Here is a 22,369-nt window from a genome sequence, read left to right as displayed (position 1 = left end):
GTTCCCGCCGCAGCCCGGCCGATGCGGCTGGATCACGGCGTTCCGGCCCGCTTGGGCGTCACCCGCCAGATCACGTTGCCCACGTCGTCGGCCACCAGCAGCGCGCCGCGCTTGTCCAGCGTCACCCCGACCGGCCGGCCCTGCGCGCCGCCCTCGTCGTCGAGGAAACCATCCAGCACCGTGATCGGCATGCCCTGCGGCTTGCCGTCCACGAACGGCACGAAGATCACCTTGTAGCCGCTCGGCGGATTGCGGTTCCACGAACCGTGCTGGCCGATGAAGGCGCCGTTGCGGAAACGCGCCGGCAGCAGCGCGCTCCCGGAGAAACTCAGGCCGAGCGAGGCGGTGTGCGCGCCCAGGGCATAGTCGGGCTTGATCGCCTGGGCCACCTTTTCCGGGTCCTGCGGCTGCACCCGCTCGTCCACGTGTTGCCCGTAGTAGCTGTAGGGCCAGCCGTAGAACCCGCCCTCGCGCACCGAGGTGAGATAGTCCGGCACCAGGTCGCTGCCGATCTCGTCGCGCTCGTTGACCACCGTCCAGAGCCGTTGCGTGGACGGTTCCCACGCCATGCCGACCGGATTGCGCAGGCCGCTGGCATAGACGCGGATGCCGCCGTCGTCGGTGTCCACCTGCAGGATCGCGGCGCGGTTCAGTTCCGCGTCCATGCCGTTCTCGCCGATGTTGCTGTTGGAACCCACGCCCACGTACAGCTGCTTGCCGTCCGCGCTGGCCACCAGCGACTTGGTCCAGTGGTGGTTGATCCCGCCGGGCAGGTTGGCGACGAACTCCGGTTGCGCGGAAATGTGCGTGTCGCCGTCCTTGTAGGGAAAGCGCACCAGCGCATCGGCGTTGGCGACGTAGAACCGGTCGCCGACCAGGGCCATGCCGAACGGCGAATACAGCCCGGTCAGGAACTGCGTGCGGGTCTCGGCGACGCCGTCGCCGTCGGCATCGCGCAGCAGCGTGATGCGCTCGGCGCTGGGCGTGCGCGCACCGGCCTTCTTCATCACCGCGCCGGCGATGCGATCCTTCAGCGACGGCTCCTTGTCCGGGCGCGCGGGCGCATTGGTCTCGGCGACCAGCACGTCGCCATTGGGCAGGACGTACAGCCAGCGGGGATGGTCCAGGTCGCGCGCGAAGGCGTTGACCTGCAGGTCCTCGGCCGGCACCGGCGCGGCACCGTCGGCCCAGCCTTTCACCGGCGCCACCTTGACGGTCGGAATCAACCGCTTGACCGGTTCCGGCAGCACCGGGTCGGGCCCGATGCCTTGTTCCACCGGGTACTTGGCGGTATCGCCGCACCCGGCGAGCCCGCCGGCAGCGAGCAAAGCGAGCAGGTGGCGCGTGGCGCCGAACGCAACGGACTTCATCGGTTTTTGCCCCTACAGCGTCGTGTGGATTGCGGAATGGTGCGGAGCGGCCATGGGCGTGCCCAGGCGCGGAGCCCGTGCCGCGGGCGACCACCGTATCTCATCCCGAAGACCATCACACGCTCCAGGCCGACATCCGCCTGCCCGCCGCATGATGCCGGCAGCGCCGCGCCCAAGCGTAAACGCCCCGTCAAAGCGTGCGCGCGCTCACGGCATCACCTGCGGATCGTGCCCCAGCGGGAACGGCGCGACATCGACGATGCGGTCGAGCCAGATCCAGCGCGGCCGCTGGCTGGCGTCCAGCGCGTCCAGGCGCAGTTCCCCGTTCATGCCTTCCCGCTCGTTCTCGTCGAGGTAGCTCTGCACGGTGGGGCGCACCGCCACCGTGCCGGCGATGCGCGTGCCGTCGTCGAGCGTGACCACCACCCGGGCCTCGTCGTCGAGCTGCTTCATCCACTGCTCCATCATCGCGATCTGGCGCTGGTCGGTGTAGACGTGGGGGGCATATCGGCTCATGGCGAGACTCCTGGACGGGCCTGCGGACCCGATGCGGTCCGCTTGCTGCCTTCGACCGTCGCACCGTAGAGGCGCGCCCGTGAACCCGGCAGCAAGCCGCGGGTCCGGGCCGCGGCGGCATTCACGCATGCAAGAGATGCCGCCGCCCCGCGGCGATCCGGCGTGGACCGGCGCCGTCTCAGGCCCGCTACGCGCTAGCGCTGGCGCGCATCGCGCACCGCGGCCACCAGTTGCGCCACGCTGTACGGCTTGGCCAGATGCCCCTGGAACCCCGAAGCCAGCGCGCGGTCGCGGTCGTCGCTGCGCGCCAGCGCCGTCACCGCCACCGCCGGCAGCGCGGTCGCGTCCAGCCCCATGTTCTCGCGGATGGTGCGGATCAACCCGTAGCCGTCCATGCCCGGCATGCCGATGTCGGTCAGCATCACGTCGAAGCGCGCGTGCGCCCCGTCGTCCAGAAGTTCCAGCGCCTCGGTCGCGTTGCCCGCCACCGCGACCTCGGCGCCCTGCTCCTCCAGCAGGCGGCGCAGGTACTCGCGCATGTCCGGCTGGTCCTCCACCGCCAGCAGGCGCAGCCCATTCAAGGCCTTGGCCTCGACGACCTGCTCGGAGGCGACGTTGCGGCGGGGTTCGCGGCGCGGGCGCTTGCGCCAGTCGGGCGTGTACTCGGGCAGGCGCACCGTGAACGTGGCGCCCTTGCCCGGCCCGTCGCTGGCCGCGCTCACCTGCCCGCCGTGCATTTCCACCAATTGCTGCACGATCGCCAATCCCAGGCCGAGGCCGCCGTGCCGGCGCGTGGTGGTGCCGTCGGCCTGGCGGAAGCGGCCGAACAGGTGCGGCAGGAATTCCGGCGCGATGCCGTCGCCGCTGTCGCGCACGCTGACCACGAAGTGGCCGCTCTCGCGTGCGACCGCAACCTCGATGCTGCCGTGCGCGGGGGTGAACTTGATCGCGTTGGAAAGCAGGTTCCAGAACACCTGCTGCAGGCGCGTGGCATCGCCCAGCACCAGGCAGGGCCCGTCCGGCACGCGCAGGCCGATGGCGTGGTCCTTGCCTTCGGCGACCGGCTCCTGCGAGCCGATCGCCTCGCGCAACTGCTCGGCCAGGTCCAGCGTCTCCACCTCCAGCTGCACCTTGCCGAGCAGCATGCTGCTCAGGTCGAGCATGTCCGAGATCAGCCGCTTCTGCGCCTTGGCGCTGCTGGCGATCACCGACAGGCCCTTGTGGCTGGGATCGGATTCGTCCAGGCGCTGCAGCAGCAGTTCGCTCCAGCCGAGGATCGTGGTCAGCGGCGTGCGCAACTCGTGCGAGAGCGTGGCGAGGAACTCGTCCTTCAGCCGCGCCATGCTCTCGGCCTCGTTGCGGGCGATGCGCTCCGATTCCAGCAATTGCTCGCGCGCCAGCTCGATCTCGCGGCGCTCGGTCACGTCCGGGCTGCTGCCGGCCAGGCCGATGAAACGGCCGTCGGCGGAATAGCGCGGCATCGCGCTCATCTCGATCCAGCGCCAGCGCCCGTCGTGGCGGCGCGCGCGCACCAGCGCGCGCATGCCGTGCTGCTGCTCCAGCGCCGCGGCGAGCTCGAACTGGAATACCGGCAGGTCCTCCGGATGCAGCAGCTCGCTCCAGGCCGGCACGGTGCCGCTGGCCATGTCCATCCCGAAGAAATCGCCGTAGGCGCTGTTGACGAAGCGCATCACGCCATGCGCATCGAGCACCCATACCGGCATCGGCAGCCCGTCGGCGAGCGCGCTGAAGCGCGCCTCGCTCTCGGCCAGCTCGCGCTCGATGCGCTTGCGCTCGGTGATGTCGAGGAACAGCACGCCGACCCGCCGCTGCTCCTGCAGCCCGACCCGGAACGCATCCACGGAGAACCAGCGCTTCAGCGAGCGCGCCTCCAGCTCGAAGCGCAGCCGCTGGCCGGTGTTCACCACTTCGCCGTAGCGCCGTATCCACTCGTCCTCGATGTCCGGCAGCAGCGAGCGGATCGAGCGGCCGACCGGGCAGTCCAGGCCGGTCAGGCGCTCGAATGCCTCGTTGATGTCGAGGAAGACGTAATCGACCGGGCGCTCGCCATCGAACACCACTTCGATCACGCAGAAGCCCGCGTCCATGCTCGCGAACATGTCGCGATAGACGCCCTCCTCCAGTATCCGGGGGACATGCGTGGACGGCACTTCAGGAGACGGAAGAGGCGTGCTCAAGCGGGATTCCGGGCCTGGATGGGGCGAGGTCGTTGCGCGACGGAACGCGCATGAAGCCACAACCGATGTCGTCATAGGGTGGAAAGAGCGCCCTGGCGCGTCAAGCCGGACCGACCGCGCAAGCGGGGAATGGCCAGGAAAACGCCATCGCAGGCTTGCAGTACAAGGCACGCAGCGGATCGCGCCCCGTTTGCCTGCCGTTCACTCCTTCAGGTAGCCGGGCTCGGGCCGGTCCAGTTCGCGCTCGATCGCCACCCGGGCCAGCCGGGTGTAGTTGGTCCGGGGTCCCTGCCCCCGCCCGACCAGCATCCCCTGGTAGTCCAGCCCCCGCCAGACGCGCGCGGTCCACTCCACGCAGTCCTCGGCCAGCACCAGCATCAGGGAGTAGCGATAGTCGATCCCGCCCGCGGCGCGATAGGCGTAGACCGGCGGGAACTGCACCGCCACGTCGTCCTCCCCGGCGAGCGCCTCCAGCTCGCGGCGCAGGGCCGCGCGCAGGTCCACGCCCTCGCCGCGGGCGGGATGGCGCTCGCGCAGGTCTCGGTCGCTCTGCAATGCCACGAACGCCGCCGCCCCCGTTTCCGGGTTGTGGCCATGCTGTTTGGCCCAGTCGATGAATTGGAGCTTGAAGTCGGAAGGAGGCAGGAACGCGGGCGGGGCCTTCATGGCGGGACGTCTCTGGCGGTTTCGCCGCGATGGTGCTGTGCTGGCCGTGAAGCGCACGCCGATGCCCGGTGAACCCGCCGTCATCGCTCTCGAAGCGGGATTAATGCCGGGCAACGGCGCCCGGAGGGCGGTCGGCCGGTCGTTGCGGCGGTGCGTTTACCGGAGCAGACTGGATCCATCGTCCCGGCCTGGAGGACACCATGAACAAGACCTTCGTTTCCGCCGCGGTGCTGCTCGCCGCGCTCGCCACCGCCGGCGCGGCCGATGCGCGCGTGCGCTCGGTCACCGACCCGCAGGCGCCGCGGGCGCTTGCCAGCAACGCCGACAGCCCGGTCAAGGTCAGCTGGACCGACCCGGCCCAGTTCACCGACATCCGCTACAGCCGCAACCGCTGGGAAGCCGAGCGCGGCGACTGGGTGAACGACCTCGCCAGCTACTTCCAGAAGGCGGCCGCCAAGCGCCTGCCGGAGGGCCAGCAGATGCAGGTCACCATCACCGACATCAAGCGCGCCGGCGACTACGAACCGTGGCACGGACCGCGCCTGGACGACGTGCGCATCATCAAGGACATCTATCCGCCGCGCCTGTCGTTCACCTGGACCCGCACCGACGCTTCCGGCCGGGTCATCGACCAGGGCGAGCAGAAGCTGGTGGATACCGCCTTCCTGATGAGCAGCACCTCGTTCAACGACAGCGATCCGCTGCGCTACGAGAAGCGGATGATCGACGACTGGCTGCGCCGCGAACTGCGCGACGACCGCTATACCGCCGAGCGCTGAGCCGCGCCGGCGCCCGCGTGGCCGGCGTCGCGTCCGCGGCGCCGGCGGATCGTCATTCGACGTAGTGCCGCGGCGCGCGCTTGAGGCCGCACAGCAACCGGTAGGCGCTGGAATTGCAGCGCGCGGCCAGCGCGCCGATCCGCGGGGCATCGCCCCACAGCTGCACCGGCGTCCCCACGCCGGCCTGCGGGTGGTCGGTGAGGTCCACGGTCAGCATGTCCATCGACACCCGCCCGATCAGCTCGCCCGGCCGGCTATCGATCAGCACCGGCGTGCCGTTCGGCGCGAACTGCGGATAACCGTCGGCATAGCCCATCGCCACCACGCCGACGCGGGTCGGGCGCTGCGCGACGAAGCGCGCGCCATAGCCGACCGGCTCGCCGACCGCCAGTTCGCGCGTGGCGATGATGCGCGACGACAGCGTCATCACCGGGCGCAGCTGGGCGGTCAGTTCGGTTTCCTGGCCGAAAGGATTGGCGCCGTACAGCATCAGTCCCGGGCGCGACCAGTCGTTGCGCAACGCCGGCCAGCCGAGCAGGCCGGGCGAGTTGCGCAGGCTGGTCTCCGCCTGCATGCCGCGGCAGGCCAGCGCGAACGCCACCGCCTGCTCGTCGGTGCGGCTGCAGTCCAGCTCGTCGGCGCGCGCCAGATGGGTCATCAGCACGATCGAGCCGACCTGCGGCAGGCCGCGCAGGCGCAGCCAGGCCTCGCGGAAATCCTCCGGGTCCAGGCCGAGCCGGTGCATGCCGCTGTCCATCTTCAGCCAGATGCCGAGCGGGCGCGGGCTGTTGAACGCGGCCAGCGCGCGCACCTGCCAGGGCGAGGCGATCGCGGTCCACAGGTCGTGCTCGGCGATCAGCGGCAGTTCGTCGGCCTCGAAGAAGCCCTCCAGCAGCAGGATCGGCGCGCGGATGCCGGCCTGGCGCAGCTCCAGCGCCTCCTCGATGCAGGCCACCGCGAAGCCGTCGGCCTCGCCTTCCAGCGCCTGCGCGCAGCGCACCGCGCCGTGCCCATAGGCGTCGGCCTTGACGACGGCCAGCGCCTTGCCGCCGCCGAGGCGGCGCGCGAGGCGATAGTTGTGGCGCAGCGCGCCGAGATCGATCAGAGCGTGGGCTGGGCGCACGAAGCGGCCTCGTGGTGCGGGCGGGCCAGGCGGGCCGGCAGGTAGCGGAAGATGTCCAGGCCTTCGCTGCTGATCTGCGGACGCCGCGAGCTCATCAGGTCGGTCAGGTAGCGGCCGGAGCCGCAGGCCATCGTCCAGCCCAGCGTGCCGTGGCCGGTGTTGAGGAACAGGTTGGAATACGGCGTGGCGCCGACCACCGGCGTGCCGTCCGGCGTGGCCGGGCGCAGGCCGGTCCAGAACTCGGCGCGCGCCAGGTCGCCGCCGCCGGGGTACAGGTCGTTGACCACCATCTCCAGCGTGGCGCGGCGCTTCGGGTTCAGCGACAGGTCGAAGCCGGCCACCTCGGCCATGCCGCCGACGCGGATGCGGTCGTCGAAGCGGGTCACCGCGATCTTGTAGCTCTCGTCGAGGATGGTCGAGGTCGGCGCGCGGGCGGCATCGACGATCGGGATCGTCAGCGAGAACCCCTTCAGCGGATACACCGGCAGCGCCAGGCCGAGCGGCCGCACCAGGTCGGAGGAGTAGCTGCCGGCCGCGACCACATAGCGGTCGGCGGTCTCCAGGCGGCCGTCGATCCGCACGCCGGTGATGCGGCCGCCCTCGTGCTCGATGCGCTCGACCGTCTGCCCGTAGCGGAACTCGACCCCGGCCTGCGCCGCCAACTGCGCCAGCCGCTGCGTGAACAGCCGGCAGTCGCCGGTCTGGTCGTGCGGCAGGTGCAGCGCGCCGGCCATCTTGGCGCCGCCATCGGCCAGGCCGGGCTCGTGGCGGGCGATTTCGGACGGCGCCAGCACCTGGTACGGCACGCCGTACTGGGCCAGGACCTCGATGTCCTTCGCCGCCGCATCGAGCTGCTGCTGGGTGCGGAACAGCTGGGTGGTGCCGCGATGGCGGCCCTCGAAGGCGATGCCGGTGGCGGCGACCAGCTCGTCCAGGCAGTCGCGGCTGTAGTCGGACATGCGCACCATGCGCGCCTTGTTGATCGCGTAGCGCTTGGAGGTGCAGTTGCGCAGCATGTGCGCCAGCCACACGTACTGGCGCAGCTCGCCGGTCGGCCGGATCGACAGCGGCGCGTGCTCCTCGAACAGCCACTTGACCGCCTTCAGCGGCACGCCCGGGGCCGCCCAGGGCGAGGTGTAGCCGAACGAGAGCTGCCCGGCATTGGCGTAGCTCGTCTCCAGCGCCGGGCCGGGCTGGCGGTCCACCACGGTGACCTCGAACCCGGCCTGGCGCAGGTACCAGGCACTCGTCGTGCCGATCACGCCACTTCCCAGCACCAGTATGCGCATTGCGGACCTCTGACCAGATCATTTCCCACGGCAAGCCCCATGGGTCGGCAATTCGGGGCAGTATATTCCCGCCAAGCCAGTGCTATTTTCCGCCTTTCGCATGAAGCACAGGAAAATTCACCGGAAACAGACCGGAGACCGTGAACATGGCCGCACGCAGCCGCGAGCTGGACAAGACCGACCGCAAGATCCTGCGCATCCTGCAGCAGGAAGGGCGCATTTCCTTCACCGAACTGGGCGAGCGCGTGGGCCTGTCCACCACGCCCTGTACCGAGCGCGTGCGCCGCCTGGAACGCGAGGGCGTGATCACCGGCTACCACGCACGCCTGGACCCGAACGCCCTGAAGGCCAGCCTGCTGGTGTTCGTAGAGATCAGCCTGGCCTACAAGTCCGGCGACATCTTCGAGGAGTTCCGCCGCGCCGCGCTGAAACTGCCCAACGTCCTGGAATGCCACCTGGTCTCCGGCGACTTCGACTACCTGATCAAGGCACGGATCAACGAAATGGCTTCCTACCGCAAGCTCCTGGGCAGCACCCTGCTGACGTTGCCGCACGTGCGCGAGTCGAAGAGCTACATCGTGATGGAAGAAGTCAAGGAAACGCTGAGCCTACCCATCGCCGATTGAGCAACAACCGCCATTGCCGTTGCTCGTGATGTTGCTTTGGATGGGCAACACCTCCTCGCACGCGGCGCGCCAACCCCCATGGCCTGCGAACGTCGCTGCGGCGCGGCCCTCCGTAGCGGCGGAGACGGCGCGCGTGCACGAGCAAAGAAAGGTAACCCGCCGCAGGGCGAAAGCTCTTGCTTCAGGCGATAACGACGGAAGGCCAAGGCGACGCCGGTCCCACACCTGCAGGACGACAGCGAACCCAACCCACGATCCCAACCCCAAAACGCAAGCGGCGCGCCGAAGCGCGCCGCCACCTTCTACTTCATCACCTCACATCCCATCACCGCTGCTGCTTCTGGTTCTGGTCGCGTTGCTGCTTCTGCTGTTGCTGCCCGCCCCGCTGGTTCTGTTCGTCGTCCCACTGCTGCTGGTTCTGCTGACGGCCATGCTGATCGCGTTTGTCCTGCTGACCGCCCTGCTGGCCGCGATTCTGCTGGTTCTGGTTAGCCATGACTGCATTTCTCTGTGTGGAAGGAGCACAGGCGACAGGGAAAACCCAGCCGACCCGCGCCCGTACAGGCTGTCCCCGCTCCGGTTAACCACGCGAAAAACTTTGGTCAGCGCCGGCTTCACCGCGCTGAGCGCACGCCAACGGATTGAACGATTCAGAAGCCTGTATGCCCGCGTCGCCGGTCAACGCACGATCCGCTGGCCGTCGCCGCTCGGCACCGTGTCGTAGTAGCGACCGGTGCGCGTGTCGAGCACGCGGTTGGCGCCGGCGGGACGCATGCCCGGGATCAACCGGCCGTTGCGGTCGTACACCTTCGCCGGTGGCGCCGGTGCCGGCACCGTGCCCGCCGCCTTGCCGGCGTCCTGCGTACGCGAAGCGCCATGCACCGGCACCGGCGGCTGCGGACGCTGGTCGGGCGAACTCGGGATCGGCGGGACCAGGGGCCGCGGCGGCGGCGCCGGCACGGGTTGGCGCTGGGGCGGCGCAGGGCTGCGGACCGGCTCCACGCGCGTGGTGGAACGGCTCTGCGTGGCCGGCGTCGTGCTCTGCAAGCCTTGCGCATGCGCCGCGCCGGCGGCGAACAGGCCGGCCAGCATCAGGCAGAAAAGCGGTTTCATGGCATTTCCCGGGGACGGGATCGACTACATGGGGGCGGCTCGGGCATCCGGCAACGTGTAGTCGAAGTCGTAGTAGTGCACGCCGTCCTCGATGCGGATCCCGAGCGTGCCGGCGATGCCCTTCAGCTCGCCCGTACCGGAGTCGGGCACCACGCTGACCAGCAGGCTCTGGGTGCCCTGCTCCATCCAGCCGCGATGCACCAGCAGGAAGCTGCCGCTGCGGCCATGCACGCTGCCGGTGAACGCTTCCGCCGCCACGTACGCCGCCGAGCCCTCCACCGCCGTGCGCGCGGCCAGCATCTCGCCCTTGCCCTCGCCTTGCAGGTCCCCGCTGAACACCTTGTCCAGCGACATCCGCGCCAGCGTGTTGCCTTCGACCTGGCGGCTGGCCTGCGGCTGCAGCTTGACCTCGAAGCGGCCGGTGGCGTGCTGTTTCATGGCGCGGCTCCTGGGATTCCGGTTCGGATGCGATGCTTGGATGATAGCCGCCCGACCCCATCCATGATCGACACCGCCGGTGCATGCCGGCGCGACCCAGAGGACACCATGACCCGGTTCGACCTGACCCCTCCCGACGACGCACAACGCCAGCGCCTGGTCGCCGGCCTGAACGACGAGGAAAAGCGCGTGCTGCTGCACCACGGCACCGAGGCGCCGTTCTGCGGCGTGTTCCTCGACAACAAGCTGGACGGCGTCTACACCTGCCGGCTGTGCGGCCTGCCGCTGTTCCGCTCCAGTGCCAAGTTCGACTCCGGCACCGGCTGGCCCAGCTTCTTCGCCCCGTACGACCCCGCGCACATCCGCGAGGTCCGCGACACCAGCCACGGCATGATCCGCACCGAGATCACCTGTGCGCGCTGCGGCAGCCATCTCGGCCACGTGTTCCCGGACGGCCCGCCGCCGACGTTCGAACGCCACTGCCTGAACTCGGTGTCGCTCGGCTTCACCGAACAGGGCCGCCCCCTGCCGGATCCCCTGCAGCGCGGCGGTGCCGAAGCGCAGCCGGCGTGAAGAAGCGGCCGGGCGCATTCACGCCCGGCTACCGTGCCGCCGCTACGGTGGGGCGCGATCCCCACAGGAGAATGCCCATGAACAAGCATCTGCTACTGATCGCGGCCTTGTGCGTCCTGCCGTTGAGCGGCTGCGGCCGCCCCGATTCGGGCGGCGCCGACACCAGCAACGCCGCACCGGCGACGGCGCCGGGCGCCGCGGGCGATCCGGCCGCCCCGCAGACCCCGGACAGCACCGCCGGCGCCACCAGCCCGGCCAACGACGAGGCGCTGAGCCCGGACACCGCCAAGAACGACGCCGGCGGTACCGCCACGGGTGCCGCCGGCACCGCCGCGGCGGCCACGCGCTGGAACTGCGGCGACAAGACCGCGACCACCACCTTCGACAACGGCACCCAGACCGTGCGCGTCGAGATCGACGGCAAGACCCTGGAGCTGCCGTCGGCGCAGTCCGGCTCCGGCGCGCGCTACGCCGACACGCAGGGCAACGAGTTCTGGGAACACCAGGGCGAAGCGACGCTGTCCACCGGCGGCAACAAGCTGAAGTGCACGCCCGCCGGCGGGAACAACGCCGGGTAACCGGGACGGCGGCGATCGCGCCGCCGGGCTTCAGAAAGCAGGCGCAGCGCCGAAAACGGGATGATCCCCCCGTTTTCCGCTGCCGCCATGCTCATCCTCGCCGGACTCGTCGTCGTCATCCTCAGCGTGCTGGGGGGCTACGTGGGTGCGCACGGCAAGCTCGCCGCGCTGTGGCAGCCCTACGAACTGGTCATCATCGGCGGCGCCGCGTTCGGCGCGTTCCTGGTCGGCACCCCGGCGAGGACGGTCAAGGCCACGCTCGCCGCCGTCCCCGCGGTGTTCAAGGGCCCCAAGTACAAGAGCCAGGACTACCTGGACGTGCTGAGCCTGGTCTACGAACTGCTCAACAAGGCCCGCCGCGAGGGCTTCATGGCGCTGGAGGACCACGTCGAGCGGCCCCAGGAGAGCGCGCTGTTCCAGACCTATCCCAAGGTGCTGGCCGACCCGCACCTGGTCGACTTCATCACCGACTGCCTGCGCCTGATGATCGGCAGCAACATCGAGCCGCACGAGCTGGAACCGCTGCTGGAACTGGAACTGGAGAAGCACCACCACGAGGCCCTGGCGCCCGCGCACGCGCTGGCCAAGGTGTCCGACGGCCTGCCCGGCTTCGGCATCGTCGCCGCGGTGCTCGGCATCGTGATCACGATGGGATCGATCGGCGGGGAGATCACCGAGGTCGGCGCGCACGTGGCCGGGGCGCTGGTGGGCACGTTCCTGGGCATCCTGCTCGCCTACGGCTTCATCGGCCCGCTGTCGGCGGCGGTGGAAGCGCGCGCCGAACAGGACGCGCGCATCTACGAATCGGTCAAGACCGCCCTGCTGGCCTGCCTGCGCGGCTACAACCCCAAGATCGCGCTCGAGTTCGCCCGCAAGACGTTGCCGTCGGACGTGCGCCCGGGCTTCTCGCAGTTCGAGGCCCACCTGAAGACGATCAAGTAGCGCGATGGCCGAGAAACCGACGATCGTCGTCCGCCGCGTCAGGAAGGCGCGCCGCGGTGGCCATCATGGCGGCGCGTGGAAGGTGGCCTACGCCGACTTCGTCACGGCGATGATGGCGTTCTTCCTGGTGCTGTGGCTGCTGGGCGCCACCACGCCCCGGCAACGCGCGGCGATTTCCGAATACTTCCGGAATCCCTCGCCGCTGGCGGGCGAAAGCCCGGCCCCTTCGCCCGGCATGAACGGCCCGGGCGGCGCCAGCAGCTCGATGATCAAGCTCGGCGGCACGATGGAGATCCCGCGCGGGCCGGGCCGCGACTTCGCCCTGAACAAGGTCGACCCGCAATCGCCGGAACAGCAGCGCCAGCAGGAGAAACGGCGCCTCGAGGCGTTGATGCGGCAGTTGCAGGAAGCGATCGGCCGCAGCCAGGCGCTGGAACCGTTCAAGGACCAGCTGCTGCTGGACCTGACCCCCGAGGGCCTGCGCATCCAGATCGTCGACCAGCAGAACCGCCCGATGTTCGACATCGGCAGCGCGCGGCTGAAGGACTACACCAGCGCGATCCTGCGCGAGCTGGCGCGCTTCATCAACCAGGTGCCCAACCACATCAGCATCACCGGCCACACCGACACCACCGCCTACAGCTCCGGCACCGGCTACGGCAACTGGGAACTGAGCGCGGACCGCGCCAATGCCGCGCGGCGCACGCTGGTCGCCGGCGGCATGGAGGACGCCAAGGTGGTTCGCGTGGTGGGGCTGTCGTCGTCGGTGCTGTTCGACAAGGCCGATCCGCACAATCCGATCAACCGCCGCATCAGCATCGTGGTGATGACGCACGCCGCCGAGCAGGCCGCGCTGGCAGGCAGCGGGCAGCCGCTCGCGCTGGGGCCGGCGCAGCCCGATGCGGACACCCGGGTTCCCGAACTTCGCGGCGATGCACCCGCGCCGCCGCCGGAACCGTCGCAGGGCTCCTCCACGCCACCCGCCCGGCCTGCCGCTCCCGTCGCCGCGAGCGGCACCGGCGCGGATCGCGCCGCCGTTTCGACCGCCGGCCAGGTGGCGGCGGCCGCGTCGCTGGCGCGGGCCGCCGAAGTCGCGGCCCGTGCCCAGCGGGAAGCCGGCACGCCCGCGCAGCACTGAAACCGCGGCAGGCCCGCGCGCGCGGCTACAGGCGCTGCGCGGTGCCGTTGCGGACGGTCTCGGCCGCCAGGCGGTTGGCTTCGTCGAGCAGGCCTTCCACGGCCGCCTTCTGGCGCTCGCCGATCGCCGACTGGCGATCCCCCAGTTCGCGCTGCTGTTCGCCCAGCGTGCGCTGGCGCTCGGCCAGCGCCTCGATCCGGCTCGACAGCGCCTCCTGCCCGGCGGCGTCGCGCCCGCCGCCGGTCGCCAGCTGCGCCTGGCGCGCCGCCAGCGCGGCGATCTGCGCTCCCAGCTCGCCTTGCTTGCCGCCGAGCGCGCCTTGCTGCCGGCCCAGCTCGCCCTGCTGCCGGCCGAGCGCGGTCACCGGCTCGTATGCGCGCTTGAGGCGGGCGATCGTGCCCGGATCGCGCACGACGTAGCGCGCATCGCCCTGGCGGAACCACCAGACCGGCGCGTTCCCCTCGCGCAGCCTGCGCGCCGCCGCCACGTCCGGCGACTGGCCGACCGCGTGCGTATGGCCATCCTCGATCAGCACCCAGGCCAGCGCGCGGCCGTCGTCGAGCTCGATCAACGACATGCCGGCATCGGGACGCGGCGGCTTCGGCGGCGCCGGGGGCTCCGGCATGGGTGGCGCCTCGGGCGCGGTGGGCGCGGCGGGCGGCGCGGGAGGCCGCGGCAGCGCCGCCGGTTCGGGAGCCGGCGCGGGCGCGGCGATCGCCGCCGCCGGTGCCGGTGCCGGCGAGGCAGCGGGCCTGGACGAGGCGGCCTGGTTGGCCCGCTGCGCGGGATCGAGTTCCGGTTGCGCGACGACGCGGTAAGGCATCACGCCCAGCGCGCCGACCACCGCCACCAGCAGCGGCCCGGCGACGCGCCAGGCGGGAACATGCGATTGCAACATGACGAGCCTCCTCTTGAGGGCGACGAAATCGGGCGATGCGGCGCCGGCCACGGCGACCGCGCGCGGCGCCACGCCGAACTGCAGCAGCAGGCGGCCGTAGTCCTGCGGCGCCACGCGCGGATCGGCCAGCACCGCGGCGTCGCACGCGGCCTCGCGCGCCAGCGCGTACTCGCGCGCGGCCAGGTGCGCGACCGGATGGAAGAAGAACAGGTGCTGCGCCAGCGCCGGCCACCAGCCCCACAGCAGGTCGCGGCGCTGCAGGTGCGCCAGTTCGTGGCGCAGCGCCATGTCGATGGCATCGTCCGGGAGCAGCGGCAGCATTCGCGCCGGCAGCAGCAGGTGCGGCTCCAGCACGCCGACGAGCTGCGGCGAATCGATCGCTCCGCTCAGGCGCAGCGCCGGCGGCGCGACCCGCAACCGGCGCGCCAGTTCGCGGCAGCGCTGCTGCACCGGCCCGGGCACGAGCGGCGAGGCTTCGGCGATGCGCCGCCGCACCGCGCGCCAGTCGCGCAGGCTGCGCCATGCCATCCACAGCACACCGACGGCCCATATCGACAACAGCACCAGGGGAACCAGGCCGGACCAGGCGGTGCCGGCCGCCGCGACCGGCGCCGATGCCGGCGGCAGGGAGAGCGCATCCGCCGGCATCGGCGGCAGGGCAGGCATCGCCACGGCCGGCTCGGCGGCGGCAGGCGCCGGCAACCAGTGCAGCATCACCGGCGCCGGCCAAACCAACCCGGCCAGCAGTTGCAGGCTCACCAGCCACCACAGCCAGCAACGCCGGGCGGCGCCGAGCCGGGGCAGCCAGCGGCACAGCATCCACACCAGCGCCGCCAGCGGCAGCGATTGCAGCACCGCCAGCGCCAGCCGTCCCAGCACCACCCCGGCCCATCCCGCCATCGCGTCCATGTCAGTCCTCCTTGCGCCGCGACTGCAGCGTGGCGACCAGCGCCTCCAGCTCGGCCAGTTCGTCCTGGCTGATGTCGCGGCGTTCGGACATCCAGGCCACGAACGGCGAGACCGATCCCTGCAGCGTGGTCGCGACGAAGCGCCCCACCGCCGAGCGCACCACGTCGTCCGGGCGCGCGGCGGAGGCGTAGCGGTAGACCCCGCCGACCTGGCGCCGGCGCAGGTAGCCCTTGCCGCGAAGCCGCTCGAGCATGGTCAGCACCGTCGAGCGCGCCAGCCCGCGCGGCTCGCCGAACGCTCCCGCCACCTCGCTGGCGGAAGCGTCGCCGAGCTCGGACACGTACTGCAGCAGCGCCAGTTCCTGGTCGCCGATGGTCTTGCGGGGCATGCGGGCCTCCGGTTTGACTACAGGTGTAGACACACTATGCCTGTCTACACCTGTAGTCAAGCGCGCTGCGCGCAGGCCGCCTGCGGCCCCGGTCGCGAACGCCTAGAATGGCCGCCCGCCACGACATCAGGGTTCACGTGTCCCGCAATTCCAAGGCCAAGCGCGACCAGCGCAAGAAGAAGCAGCCCAGGCGCCCGTTCGCCCGGCTCGACCGCGAGCAGCCGGTCGCCAACCATGCCGTGCTGCAGGACGGCGAGGGCCGCGTGGTGGCCGCGATCGGCCAGCAGGCCGGCGGCGAATGGCTGCTCGGCATCGGCGGCCAGACCATGGGCAGCGCGGACAACCCGGTGCCGATGCTGGCCATGCTCAAGCACCTGGCCAACGTGCAGGAAAAGGAAGGCAAAACCGTCAGCCTGCACTACTCCGAGCAGCTGCAGCAGATGATCGACGACCTCGCCGCCGATGAAGGCAAGAGCGCCGAGGAATACCTGGCCGGGTTGGTCGCCGAGTTCGAGGGCGTCGAAGGCGACGGGGAAGGCGAGGACGCCGCCACCGGGACCGAGGACGCCCACCCCGAGGGCGAAGACGCCAAGCCGGCGTCCTGACCTGCGCGATGGCCGTCTATATCGACGATGCGGTGCACCCCTGGCGCGGCCAGCGCTGGGCGCACCTGCTCGCCGACACGCTGGACGAACTGCACGCGATGGCGGCGCGGCTGGGCATTCCCCGCCGCGCCTTCCAGAACAAGCTCAGCGGCGCGCACTACGACGTGACCGCGGAAATGCGCGAACAGGCGATCCTGTTCGGCGCCATCCCGATCTCCCGCCACACCGACCGCGCCCGGCTCAAGGCGCTGATCGCCAATGCGCGCGCGCAGGCGCGCGGCGAGCACCCGTAGCCGCGACCCCGGGGGCCGACGACACCGCGGCGACGCCGGCCAGGGCATCCTCGGCCTCCCGGTCGACAATGCCTGCGGAGGTCGCAATGCCCGCCTCGTTCCCCACCGCCCTGCTGGGCGCCGCCATGGCCGCCGCTCCCGCCGCGGCGACGCCGCCGGCGCCCGAGCACCTGCATTTCGCCGACGACGGTGCGATCCCCAACAGCCGCCTGCCGCTGCTGCTGTACCGCGATGCGTTCGCGGCGCGCGGCGACGCCGGCGCCGCCTGGCTGGAACGGCGCTTCGCCGAGAACGGCTGGACCGGCGCCTGGCGCTGGACGATCTATCCGTTCCACCACTACCACAGCAACACCCACGAAGTGCTCGGCGTCCACGCCGGCTCCGCCACGCTGCAGCTCGGCGGCGAGCAAGGCCGCGCCGTGCGGGTCCAGGCCGGCGACGTGCTGGTCATCCCGGCCGGCGTGGGCCACAAGCGCCTCGACGCCAGCGCCGAATTCCAGGTGGTCGGCGCCTATCCGGGCGGCCGCGAACCCGACCTGATGCGCGGCGAGCCGGAGGAACGCCCGGCCGCGGACGCGCGGATCGGGCAGGTACCGCTTCCCGCGCGCGACCCGCTGCTGGGCGAGGCCGCGGGACTGCGGCAGGCGTGGCGCTAGCGGCGCGCGTTCAGAACGCGTCGTTGCCGGGCCGCACTTCCACGCCCAGCAGCGAGGTCAGCGCCAGCATCGCCTCGTCGTCGCGGCTGAGCGCGATCCACCCCGCGTAGGCGTCCTCGCCGGTGTTCCAGTTCCACAGCGAATAGCCGTGCTCGCGCAGGCGGTCGTAGGCGGTGGCCATCAGCGCGGGCACGTCCACCCCGGCGACGAAGTCCTCGTCGTCCAGGTCGCCGCCCCAGTCGATGCGCAGGTTCCAGCGCGCGGCCAGTTCGTCCATGGCGGACACGAACGATTCCACGTCCTTCCAGTCCACGTAGAAGCCCGACTGCCAGTCGATCGCATCCTTCAGCGCCCACAGCCACGCCTCGTCGCCGCCGTCGGCGACCTCGCCGCCCATGGCCTCGCGCCAGGCGTCGAACTGGCGCAGCGCGCCTTCCTCGTCGCCCGGGTTGATCAGCACGAGCAGGTTCCAGACCCGCGCGGGGTGGTCGTCCTCGTCGAAATCGGACGGCAGCTCGTCGAACTCTTCGTAATCGGCGCTGTTGTCGGGCATGGGCGGCATCGCAAGGGGAAACTCCGCGATTTTCCTCCTCGCGCCCGCATCGGGGAAGCCGCCCCGGGGCGCACGGTTTAAACTTGCGCCCTCCCAACGGCCCTTTCGTGCAGATCCAGAATGAGCGATACCCCTCCCGACCGCCTGGCGGTGAACCCGCAGAGCCCCTTCCACGATGCCGACGTGCTGGCGCGCGGCGTGGGCGTCCGCTTCAACGGCATCGAGCGCGACGACGTGGAGGAATACTCGGTCAGCGAAGGCTGGATCCGCGTCCAGGCCGGCAAGGCGCGCGACCGCCGCGGCAACCCGATGACGCTCAAGCTCAAGGGCACGGTCGAGCCGTACTTCCTGGCCGCCAAGTAAGCGCGGCGCCGGGGCGCGAAGGCGCCCCGGGTTCGCGCATCACGGCTTGAGCCGGTACCCGCTGCGGAAGATCGCCCAGACGATGCCCAGGCACAGCAGCAGGAACGCCAGCGTCATCCCCGTGCTGACCGCGATGTGCACGTCGGCCTTGCCGTAGAAGCTCCAGCGGAAGCCGCTGACCAGGTACACCACCGGGTTGAACAGGCTGATCTTCTGCCACAGCGGCGGCAGCATGTTGATCGAGTAGAAGCTGCCGCCGAGGAAGGTCAGCGGCGTGACCACCATCAGCGGGATCACCTGCAGCTTCTCGAAGCCGTCGGCCCAGATGCCGATGATGAAGCCGAACAGGCTGAAGGTCGCCGCGGTCAGGACCAGGAATCCGGCCATCCAGAACGGATGGGCGATCTCGTAGTCGACGAACAGGCGCGCGGTGGCCAGGATCAGCACGCCCAGGATCACCGACTTGGTCGCCGCCGCGCCGACGTAGCCGACCAGGATCTCCCACCAGGCCACCGGCGCGGACAGCACCTCGTAGATCGTGCCGGCCCAGCGCGGCATGTAGATGCCGAAGGAAGCGTTGGAAATGCTTTCGCCGAGCAGCGAGAGCATCACCAGGCCCGGGATGATGAAGGCGCCGTAGCCGATGCCGTCGACATCGCCCATGCGCGAGCCGATCGCCGCGCCGAACACCACGAAGTACAGCGAGGTCGACAGCACCGGCGAGGCGATCGACTGCATCAGCGTGCGGAACGCGCGCGCCATCTCGAAGCGGTAGATCGCCGCGATCGCATGCAGGTTCATGCGCGCACCTCCGGCCGGCGCGCCCCGTGCACCAGGCTGACGAAGATCTCCTCCAGCGAGCTCTCGCTGGTATGCAGGTCCTTGAAGTCGATGCCGAGTGCCTCCAGCCGCCGCAGCAGCGGCGCGATGCCGGTGTCCTCGGCCTGCGCGTCGAAGGTGTAGACCAACGTAGCGCCGCCGGCCGCCAGTTCCAGCGGCAGCCCCTGCAACTCTTCGGGCAACCGCGCCAGCGGCGCCTGCAGCGTCAGCGCCAGCTGCTTCTTGCCGAGCTTGCGCATCAGCGTGTGCTTGTCCTCGACCAGCACCAGTTCGCCGCGGTTGATCACGCCGACGCGGTCGGCCATCTCCTCGGCTTCCTCGATGTAGTGCGTGGTCAGGATGATGGTGGTGCCCTGCTCGCGCAGCCGCCGCACCATCTGCCACATGCCGTGGCGCAGTTCCACGTCCACGCCGGCGGTGGGCTCGTCGAGGAACAGGATCTTGGGCTCGTGCGCCAGCGCCTTGGCGATCAGCACGCGCCGCTTCATGCCGCCGGACAGCGTGGAGATCTTGCTGTCGCGCTTGTCCCACAGCGACAGCTCGCGCAGCACCTGCTCCAGGTAACCGGGATTGGGCGGCTTGCCGAACAGCCCGCGGCTGAAGCGCATGGTCGCCCACACCGTCTCGAACGCGTCGGTGGACAGCTCCTGCGGCACCAGCCCGATCGCCGCCCGCGCCGCGCGGTAGTCGCGCACGATGTCGTGGCCATCGGCCAGCACCCGCCCCGTGCTCGGGTTGACCAACCCGCAGACGATGCTGATCAACGTGGTCTTGCCCGCCCCGTTGGGGCCGAGCAGCGCGAAGATCTCGCCCTGCCGGATGTCCAGATCGACCTGCCTGAGCGCCTGGAAGCCCCCGGCATAGGTCTTGCTCAATCCCTGGATGGAAACGATCGGATTCACGTAAAACCCTGGAAGAACGACGAAGTCGCCGCATAGGCTAGGCGGAATGGCGAGCGGGACCAAGTCCCGTCTGGTTCTTCATCAGACGACTGGCGACAGCCGGGGAGCGGCTGTTGCCGTTGCTGTTGCCGTTGCTCGTGATTTTTCACGAGATGGGTAACACCTCCCCGCGCGGCGGCGCGCCAACCTCCACGGCCTACGAATATCGCTGCGGCGCGGCCCCTCCTAAGCGGCGGAGCTGGCGGGAAAACCCCGCGGGGCGACGCACATGGGCTCGCCGGAAGAGGCGAAGCACGGCTTCGCCCCGGCGGGCGGGCATTCGCCGCGCGGCGAATGCCCCGGGCTCGGCCGCATAGCGGGCGAGTCGCGTCGAAAAATCCCGCCGGCTCCGCGAACCCGCAGCGCAGCGGAGGGCGCGCAGGCGGGGGGTGCTTGATCAGCCGTTCGGCTGCTGTGAAGCGCTTCTTTTGGTTACTTTTCTTTACGCGGCACATCCTTGTGCCGCGCCCTTCGGGCCGGCTCCGCCGTGCGGCGCCGCTCCTGCGGCGCGCGTGCACAAGCAAAGAAAAGTGACTCGCCAAAGGCGAAAGCTTTTGGCTTTATTGCCAAAGGCCCAAAAGGCCAAAAGCAACGTCCCTGGATGATCAGCCGTTCGGCTGCTGGAAAGCGCCTCCCGCCTTCGCGGGAATGACGATAGAGAGATTACGAGGACCGGATAGATAGCGAAAAAGTCGCTGGGTCTTCGCCCCCGGCCATCGGACATAGCCCGATGGCGTTCAGCGCCACGCGAGCCAATGGCTCGCAACCAGCGTCGCTTCACCCCTGCCTGCGCGGGGACGGTGATAGGGAGAGAGAACGCCGTATTCCCCGAACAACAACGCAGCCGCGCCGCAGCAACACGCCCCCTCCCTAACTACGCTGCCGCGCCTCGATCAGATCCAGGTTCCGCACCAACCGCCGCGACAATTCATCGGAAATCCGCCGCTCCCGCGCCAACTTGAACAACTCGTTGCGCTCCGCCTTCAACCCCGCGCCGCGCAACTCCCGCACCGCCTGCTCGTACGCCCGCGCCTCCACCGGGTCGCGCTCGGCCGCATCCTCGCTCGCGCCGAGCTTGCGCTGGTACAGCGCGCTGACCTGCGTGGCGGCCGCGTTGTAGCGCTCGGCCAAGGCCTCGTCGTCCGCGTACTTCCGGCGCAGCCGCTCCACCGCCTCCAGCGCCGCGCGCGCCGACGCCGTGCGCGCCAGGTCCTCCTCCTGCTCGTGGTTGGGCTCCTCCGGCAGCTCCAGGCCCTTCAGCAGGCGCGGCAGCGCGATGCTGGCCACCACCAGCGAGACCAGGATCACCGCGGTGGCGAGGAAGATCGTCAGCTGCCGCGCCGGGAACGGCGAACCGTCCGGCATCAGCAGCGGCAGGGTCAGCACGCCCGCCAGCGTGATCGCGCCGCGCACGCCGGCCAGCGACGCCGCCACCATCACCCGCCAGGGCGGGCTCGCGCGCTGTTCGCCGCGGCGCTGCGCCTTGAACAGGTTCCAGCGCAACGACAGCCATACCCAGATGAAGCGCAGCGCCGCCAGCGTCGCGCTGATCGCCAGCACGTACACCGCCAGCCACCAGGGGTTGAGGTGGCCCGCCTCGCGCACGCTGTGCACGGCGCCGTCCAGGATGCCCGGCAACTGTTCGCCGAGCAGCACGAACATGATGCCGTTGAAGGTGAACTGCACCGTGTCCCACACCGCCCAGCGCTGCACGCGCATGATGCCGGGCGCGTTGCCGCGCAGTTCCACGTAGCTCATCGTGATGCCCGCCGCGACCGCGGCGAGGATGCCCGAGGCGTGCAGCCATTCGGCCAGCAGGTAGGCGGCGAACGGCGTGAGCAGGTTCACCAGGATCGCCGAGCCCGGCTCCTCGCCGAAGTGGCGCCAGATCCAGCTCTGCACCCTGCTCAGGCCGAAGGTGACCGCCACGCCGGCCGCCAGCCCGGCCAGGGCCACCCAGAGGAAGGTCAGCGAGGCATTGGCGAGCGAGAACGTGCCGGTGACCACCGCCGCCACCGCGAACTGGAAGCACACCAGGCCGGAGGCGTCGTTGAGCAGCGACTCGCCTTCCAGGATATGCATCAGCCGCTTCGGGATCGGCACCCGCGAGGTGATCGAGGACACCGCCACCGGGTCGGTCGGCGAGATGATCGCCGCCAGCGCGAACGCCACCGCCAGCGGCATCGCCGGGATCATCCAGTGGATCAGCAGGCCGGCGCCGACCACGGTGAAGATCACCAGGCCGAACGCCAGCTCCAGGATCGCGCCCTTGTCGCGGAACAGGCCCTGCTTGGGGATGCGCCAGCCGTCCAGGAACAGCAGCGGCGGCAGGAACAGCAGGAAGAACAGTTCCGGCTCCAGCTCGTGGCCGCGGTCGAACACGCCGGCGATCACCGCGCCCAGCGCGATCTGCACCAGCGGCAAGGGCAGCGAGAACGGGAGGATGCGGATGAGGTAACCGCTGGCGGCCACCGCCAGCAGCATCGCCAGGACGACGTCGATCGAGTGCATGTTGGAGCGCGTATGCCTTTGACGGGTGACGGCACGCCGCGGCGGGCCATCGCGGGGAGCGAC

The 22,369-nt window shown here is 70.4% G+C and carries 24 protein-coding genes and 1 pseudogene; 10 read left to right on the top strand and 15 right to left on the bottom strand.

The annotated features are described in order from the left end of the window. Nucleotides 1-32 precede the first annotated feature (32 nt). From M3M27_RS03440 to M3M27_RS03425, 4 genes are all read right to left on the bottom strand, one after another. Entirely contained in the window at nucleotides 33-1,370 is a 1,338-nt protein-coding gene (locus tag M3M27_RS03440) for a PQQ-dependent sugar dehydrogenase (RefSeq protein ID WP_434027160.1), read from the bottom strand. Between the two features lie 207 nt (nucleotides 1,371-1,577). Next, nucleotides 1,578-1,886, bottom strand: coding sequence for a DUF3247 family protein (locus tag M3M27_RS03435; RefSeq protein ID WP_140727300.1), 309 nt, complete (start codon nucleotides 1,884-1,886; stop codon nucleotides 1,578-1,580). A 194-nt stretch (nucleotides 1,887-2,080) separates the two neighbouring features. Then, nucleotides 2,081-4,084: a hybrid sensor histidine kinase/response regulator gene (locus M3M27_RS03430; RefSeq protein ID WP_434027159.1), complete on the bottom strand. Its 2,004-nt coding sequence runs from the start codon at nucleotides 4,082-4,084 to the stop codon at nucleotides 2,081-2,083. A gap of 201 nt (nucleotides 4,085-4,285) precedes the next feature. After that, nucleotides 4,286-4,750: a hypothetical protein gene (locus M3M27_RS03425; protein ID WP_140727304.1), complete on the bottom strand. Its 465-nt coding sequence runs from the start codon at nucleotides 4,748-4,750 to the stop codon at nucleotides 4,286-4,288. Nucleotides 4,751-4,950: 200 nt separating this feature from the next. Here M3M27_RS03425 and M3M27_RS03420 point away from each other — a divergent pair, with 200 nt between their 5' ends. Then, entirely contained in the window at nucleotides 4,951-5,529 is a 579-nt protein-coding gene (locus M3M27_RS03420) for a DUF3016 domain-containing protein (protein ID WP_434027158.1), read from the top strand. Between the two features lie 52 nt (nucleotides 5,530-5,581). On the opposite strand, the gene alr is transcribed toward M3M27_RS03420, so the two are convergent. Both alr and M3M27_RS03410 read right to left on the bottom strand, forming a co-directional pair. Continuing rightward, nucleotides 5,582-6,652, bottom strand: coding sequence for an alanine racemase (gene alr, locus M3M27_RS03415; RefSeq protein WP_434027157.1), 1,071 nt, complete (start codon nucleotides 6,650-6,652; stop codon nucleotides 5,582-5,584). After that, nucleotides 6,631-7,941, bottom strand: coding sequence for a D-amino acid dehydrogenase (locus tag M3M27_RS03410; RefSeq protein ID WP_434027156.1), 1,311 nt, complete (start codon nucleotides 7,939-7,941; stop codon nucleotides 6,631-6,633). The genes alr and M3M27_RS03410 overlap by 22 nt, the downstream gene beginning before the upstream one ends. A 146-nt stretch (nucleotides 7,942-8,087) precedes the next feature. On the opposite strand from M3M27_RS03410, the gene M3M27_RS03405 reads away from it, so the two are divergent. Beyond that, a complete protein-coding gene (locus M3M27_RS03405; RefSeq protein WP_434027155.1) occupies nucleotides 8,088-8,567 on the top strand; it encodes a winged helix-turn-helix transcriptional regulator in 480 nt (159 codons plus the stop codon). A gap of 325 nt (nucleotides 8,568-8,892) precedes the next feature. On the opposite strand, the gene M3M27_RS03400 is transcribed toward M3M27_RS03405, so the two are convergent. From M3M27_RS03400 to M3M27_RS03390, 3 genes are all read right to left on the bottom strand, one after another. After that, nucleotides 8,893-9,063, bottom strand: a complete 171-nt coding sequence (locus M3M27_RS03400) for a lana protein (RefSeq protein ID WP_140727314.1) — start codon at nucleotides 9,061-9,063, stop codon at nucleotides 8,893-8,895. Nucleotides 9,064-9,245: 182 nt separating this feature from the next. After that, nucleotides 9,246-9,680, bottom strand: a complete 435-nt coding sequence (locus tag M3M27_RS03395; RefSeq protein ID WP_218569832.1) for a hypothetical protein — start codon at nucleotides 9,678-9,680, stop codon at nucleotides 9,246-9,248. A gap of 24 nt (nucleotides 9,681-9,704) precedes the next feature. Further along, a complete protein-coding gene (locus tag M3M27_RS03390) occupies nucleotides 9,705-10,118 on the bottom strand; it encodes a DUF3224 domain-containing protein (protein WP_140727316.1) in 414 nt (137 codons plus the stop codon). A 108-nt stretch (nucleotides 10,119-10,226) separates the two neighbouring features. On the opposite strand from M3M27_RS03390, the gene msrB reads away from it, so the two are divergent. The 4 genes from msrB (at nucleotide 10,227) to motB (ending at nucleotide 13,349) form a co-directional block, all read left to right on the top strand. Further along, on the top strand, nucleotides 10,227-10,691 hold the full coding sequence (msrB, locus tag M3M27_RS03385) for a peptide-methionine (R)-S-oxide reductase MsrB (RefSeq protein WP_140727318.1): 465 nt from the start codon (nucleotides 10,227-10,229) through the stop codon (nucleotides 10,689-10,691). Between the two features lie 77 nt (nucleotides 10,692-10,768). Beyond that, nucleotides 10,769-11,269: an MliC family protein gene (locus tag M3M27_RS03380; protein WP_140727320.1), complete on the top strand. Its 501-nt coding sequence runs from the start codon at nucleotides 10,769-10,771 to the stop codon at nucleotides 11,267-11,269. Between the two features lie 87 nt (nucleotides 11,270-11,356). Beyond that, nucleotides 11,357-12,211 carry a flagellar motor stator protein MotA gene (gene motA / locus M3M27_RS03375; protein ID WP_140727322.1) on the top strand — a complete coding sequence of 285 codons (855 nt, stop codon included), beginning with the start codon at nucleotides 11,357-11,359 and terminating at the stop codon, nucleotides 12,209-12,211. A 4-nt stretch (nucleotides 12,212-12,215) separates the two neighbouring features. Next, entirely contained in the window at nucleotides 12,216-13,349 is a 1,134-nt protein-coding gene (motB, locus tag M3M27_RS03370) for a flagellar motor protein MotB (RefSeq protein WP_434027154.1), read from the top strand. 25 nt (nucleotides 13,350-13,374) lie between these two features. Here motB and M3M27_RS03365 read toward each other — a convergent pair whose 3' ends face one another. Both M3M27_RS03365 and M3M27_RS03360 read right to left on the bottom strand, forming a co-directional pair. Next, on the bottom strand, nucleotides 13,375-15,156 hold the full coding sequence (locus tag M3M27_RS03365; RefSeq protein ID WP_434027153.1) for a M56 family metallopeptidase: 1,782 nt from the start codon (nucleotides 15,154-15,156) through the stop codon (nucleotides 13,375-13,377). Between the two features lies 1 nt (nucleotide 15,157). After that, the gene (locus M3M27_RS03360; protein WP_140727328.1) at nucleotides 15,158-15,544 is read right to left on the bottom strand and encodes a BlaI/MecI/CopY family transcriptional regulator; all 387 of its coding nucleotides are present in this window, start codon (nucleotides 15,542-15,544) and stop codon (nucleotides 15,158-15,160) included. Between the two features lie 137 nt (nucleotides 15,545-15,681). Between M3M27_RS03360 and M3M27_RS03355 the strand changes: the two are divergent. The 3 genes and pseudogenes from M3M27_RS03355 to M3M27_RS03345 form a co-directional block, all read left to right on the top strand. Continuing rightward, a pseudogene (locus M3M27_RS03355) lies at nucleotides 15,682-16,134 on the top strand (hypothetical protein); the annotation flags it as partial. A 23-nt stretch (nucleotides 16,135-16,157) separates the two neighbouring features. Continuing rightward, nucleotides 16,158-16,442, top strand: a complete 285-nt coding sequence (locus tag M3M27_RS03350; protein ID WP_140727330.1) for a DUF4031 domain-containing protein — start codon at nucleotides 16,158-16,160, stop codon at nucleotides 16,440-16,442. A gap of 86 nt (nucleotides 16,443-16,528) precedes the next feature. After that, nucleotides 16,529-17,098 (top strand): cupin domain-containing protein, encoded by a 570-nt coding sequence (locus M3M27_RS03345; protein WP_256661975.1) that lies wholly within the window; start codon nucleotides 16,529-16,531, stop codon nucleotides 17,096-17,098. 10 nt (nucleotides 17,099-17,108) lie between these two features. On the opposite strand, the gene M3M27_RS03340 is transcribed toward M3M27_RS03345, so the two are convergent. Next, the gene (locus M3M27_RS03340; protein ID WP_140727335.1) at nucleotides 17,109-17,651 is read right to left on the bottom strand and encodes a DUF6630 family protein; all 543 of its coding nucleotides are present in this window, start codon (nucleotides 17,649-17,651) and stop codon (nucleotides 17,109-17,111) included. 120 nt (nucleotides 17,652-17,771) lie between these two features. On the opposite strand from M3M27_RS03340, the gene M3M27_RS03335 reads away from it, so the two are divergent. Beyond that, nucleotides 17,772-18,014: a DUF3297 family protein gene (locus M3M27_RS03335; RefSeq protein WP_140727337.1), complete on the top strand. Its 243-nt coding sequence runs from the start codon at nucleotides 17,772-17,774 to the stop codon at nucleotides 18,012-18,014. 39 nt (nucleotides 18,015-18,053) lie between these two features. Here M3M27_RS03335 and M3M27_RS03330 read toward each other — a convergent pair whose 3' ends face one another. The 3 genes from M3M27_RS03330 to M3M27_RS03320 all read right to left on the bottom strand — a co-directional run bounded on the left by M3M27_RS03330 (nucleotide 18,054) and on the right by M3M27_RS03320 (nucleotide 22,306). Further along, nucleotides 18,054-18,815, bottom strand: a complete 762-nt coding sequence (locus M3M27_RS03330) for an ABC transporter permease (RefSeq protein WP_140727339.1) — start codon at nucleotides 18,813-18,815, stop codon at nucleotides 18,054-18,056. Continuing rightward, nucleotides 18,812-19,756 (bottom strand): ABC transporter ATP-binding protein, encoded by a 945-nt coding sequence (locus M3M27_RS03325; protein ID WP_140727341.1) that lies wholly within the window; start codon nucleotides 19,754-19,756, stop codon nucleotides 18,812-18,814. Before M3M27_RS03325 ends, M3M27_RS03330 begins: the two co-directional genes overlap by 4 nt. 909 nt (nucleotides 19,757-20,665) lie before the next feature. After that, nucleotides 20,666-22,306 (bottom strand): Na+/H+ antiporter, encoded by a 1,641-nt coding sequence (locus tag M3M27_RS03320; protein ID WP_434027152.1) that lies wholly within the window; start codon nucleotides 22,304-22,306, stop codon nucleotides 20,666-20,668. Between the last annotated feature and the right edge of the window lie 63 nt (nucleotides 22,307-22,369).

The sequence above is a fragment of the Xanthomonas boreopolis genome (genome assembly GCF_046529185.1).
Taxonomy (GTDB): domain Bacteria; phylum Pseudomonadota; class Gammaproteobacteria; order Xanthomonadales; family Xanthomonadaceae; genus Pseudomonas_S; species Pseudomonas_S boreopolis.
This window is presented reverse-complemented; position numbering and strand designations above follow the sequence as displayed.

Coding starts and splice junctions, on each gene's coding strand:
- M3M27_RS03440 (WP_434027160.1), bottom strand. CDS start 1,370: ATGAAGTCCGTTGCGTTCGGCGCCACGCGCCACCTGCTCGCTTTGCTC.
- M3M27_RS03435 (WP_140727300.1), bottom strand. CDS start 1,886: ATGAGCCGATATGCCCCCCACGTCTACACCGACCAGCGCCAGATCGCG.
- M3M27_RS03425 (WP_140727304.1), bottom strand. CDS start 4,750: ATGAAGGCCCCGCCCGCGTTCCTGCCTCCTTCCGACTTCAAGCTCCAA.
- M3M27_RS03420 (WP_434027158.1), top strand. CDS start 4,951: ATGAACAAGACCTTCGTTTCCGCCGCGGTGCTGCTCGCCGCGCTCGCC.
- M3M27_RS03410 (WP_434027156.1), bottom strand. CDS start 7,941: ATGCGCATACTGGTGCTGGGAAGTGGCGTGATCGGCACGACGAGTGCC.
- M3M27_RS03405 (WP_434027155.1), top strand. CDS start 8,088: ATGGCCGCACGCAGCCGCGAGCTGGACAAGACCGACCGCAAGATCCTG.
- M3M27_RS03400 (WP_140727314.1), bottom strand. CDS start 9,063: ATGGCTAACCAGAACCAGCAGAATCGCGGCCAGCAGGGCGGTCAGCAG.
- M3M27_RS03395 (WP_218569832.1), bottom strand. CDS start 9,680: ATGAAACCGCTTTTCTGCCTGATGCTGGCCGGCCTGTTCGCCGCCGGC.
- M3M27_RS03390 (WP_140727316.1), bottom strand. CDS start 10,118: ATGAAACAGCACGCCACCGGCCGCTTCGAGGTCAAGCTGCAGCCGCAG.
- msrB (WP_140727318.1), top strand. CDS start 10,227: ATGACCCGGTTCGACCTGACCCCTCCCGACGACGCACAACGCCAGCGC.
- M3M27_RS03380 (WP_140727320.1), top strand. CDS start 10,769: ATGAACAAGCATCTGCTACTGATCGCGGCCTTGTGCGTCCTGCCGTTG.
- motA (WP_140727322.1), top strand. CDS start 11,357: ATGCTCATCCTCGCCGGACTCGTCGTCGTCATCCTCAGCGTGCTGGGG.
- motB (WP_434027154.1), top strand. CDS start 12,216: ATGGCCGAGAAACCGACGATCGTCGTCCGCCGCGTCAGGAAGGCGCGC.
- M3M27_RS03365 (WP_434027153.1), bottom strand. CDS start 15,156: ATGGACGCGATGGCGGGATGGGCCGGGGTGGTGCTGGGACGGCTGGCG.
- M3M27_RS03360 (WP_140727328.1), bottom strand. CDS start 15,544: ATGCCCCGCAAGACCATCGGCGACCAGGAACTGGCGCTGCTGCAGTAC.
- M3M27_RS03350 (WP_140727330.1), top strand. CDS start 16,158: ATGGCCGTCTATATCGACGATGCGGTGCACCCCTGGCGCGGCCAGCGC.
- M3M27_RS03345 (WP_256661975.1), top strand. CDS start 16,529: ATGCCCGCCTCGTTCCCCACCGCCCTGCTGGGCGCCGCCATGGCCGCC.
- M3M27_RS03340 (WP_140727335.1), bottom strand. CDS start 17,651: ATGCCCGACAACAGCGCCGATTACGAAGAGTTCGACGAGCTGCCGTCC.
- M3M27_RS03335 (WP_140727337.1), top strand. CDS start 17,772: ATGAGCGATACCCCTCCCGACCGCCTGGCGGTGAACCCGCAGAGCCCC.
- M3M27_RS03330 (WP_140727339.1), bottom strand. CDS start 18,815: ATGAACCTGCATGCGATCGCGGCGATCTACCGCTTCGAGATGGCGCGC.
- M3M27_RS03320 (WP_434027152.1), bottom strand. CDS start 22,306: ATGCACTCGATCGACGTCGTCCTGGCGATGCTGCTGGCGGTGGCCGCC.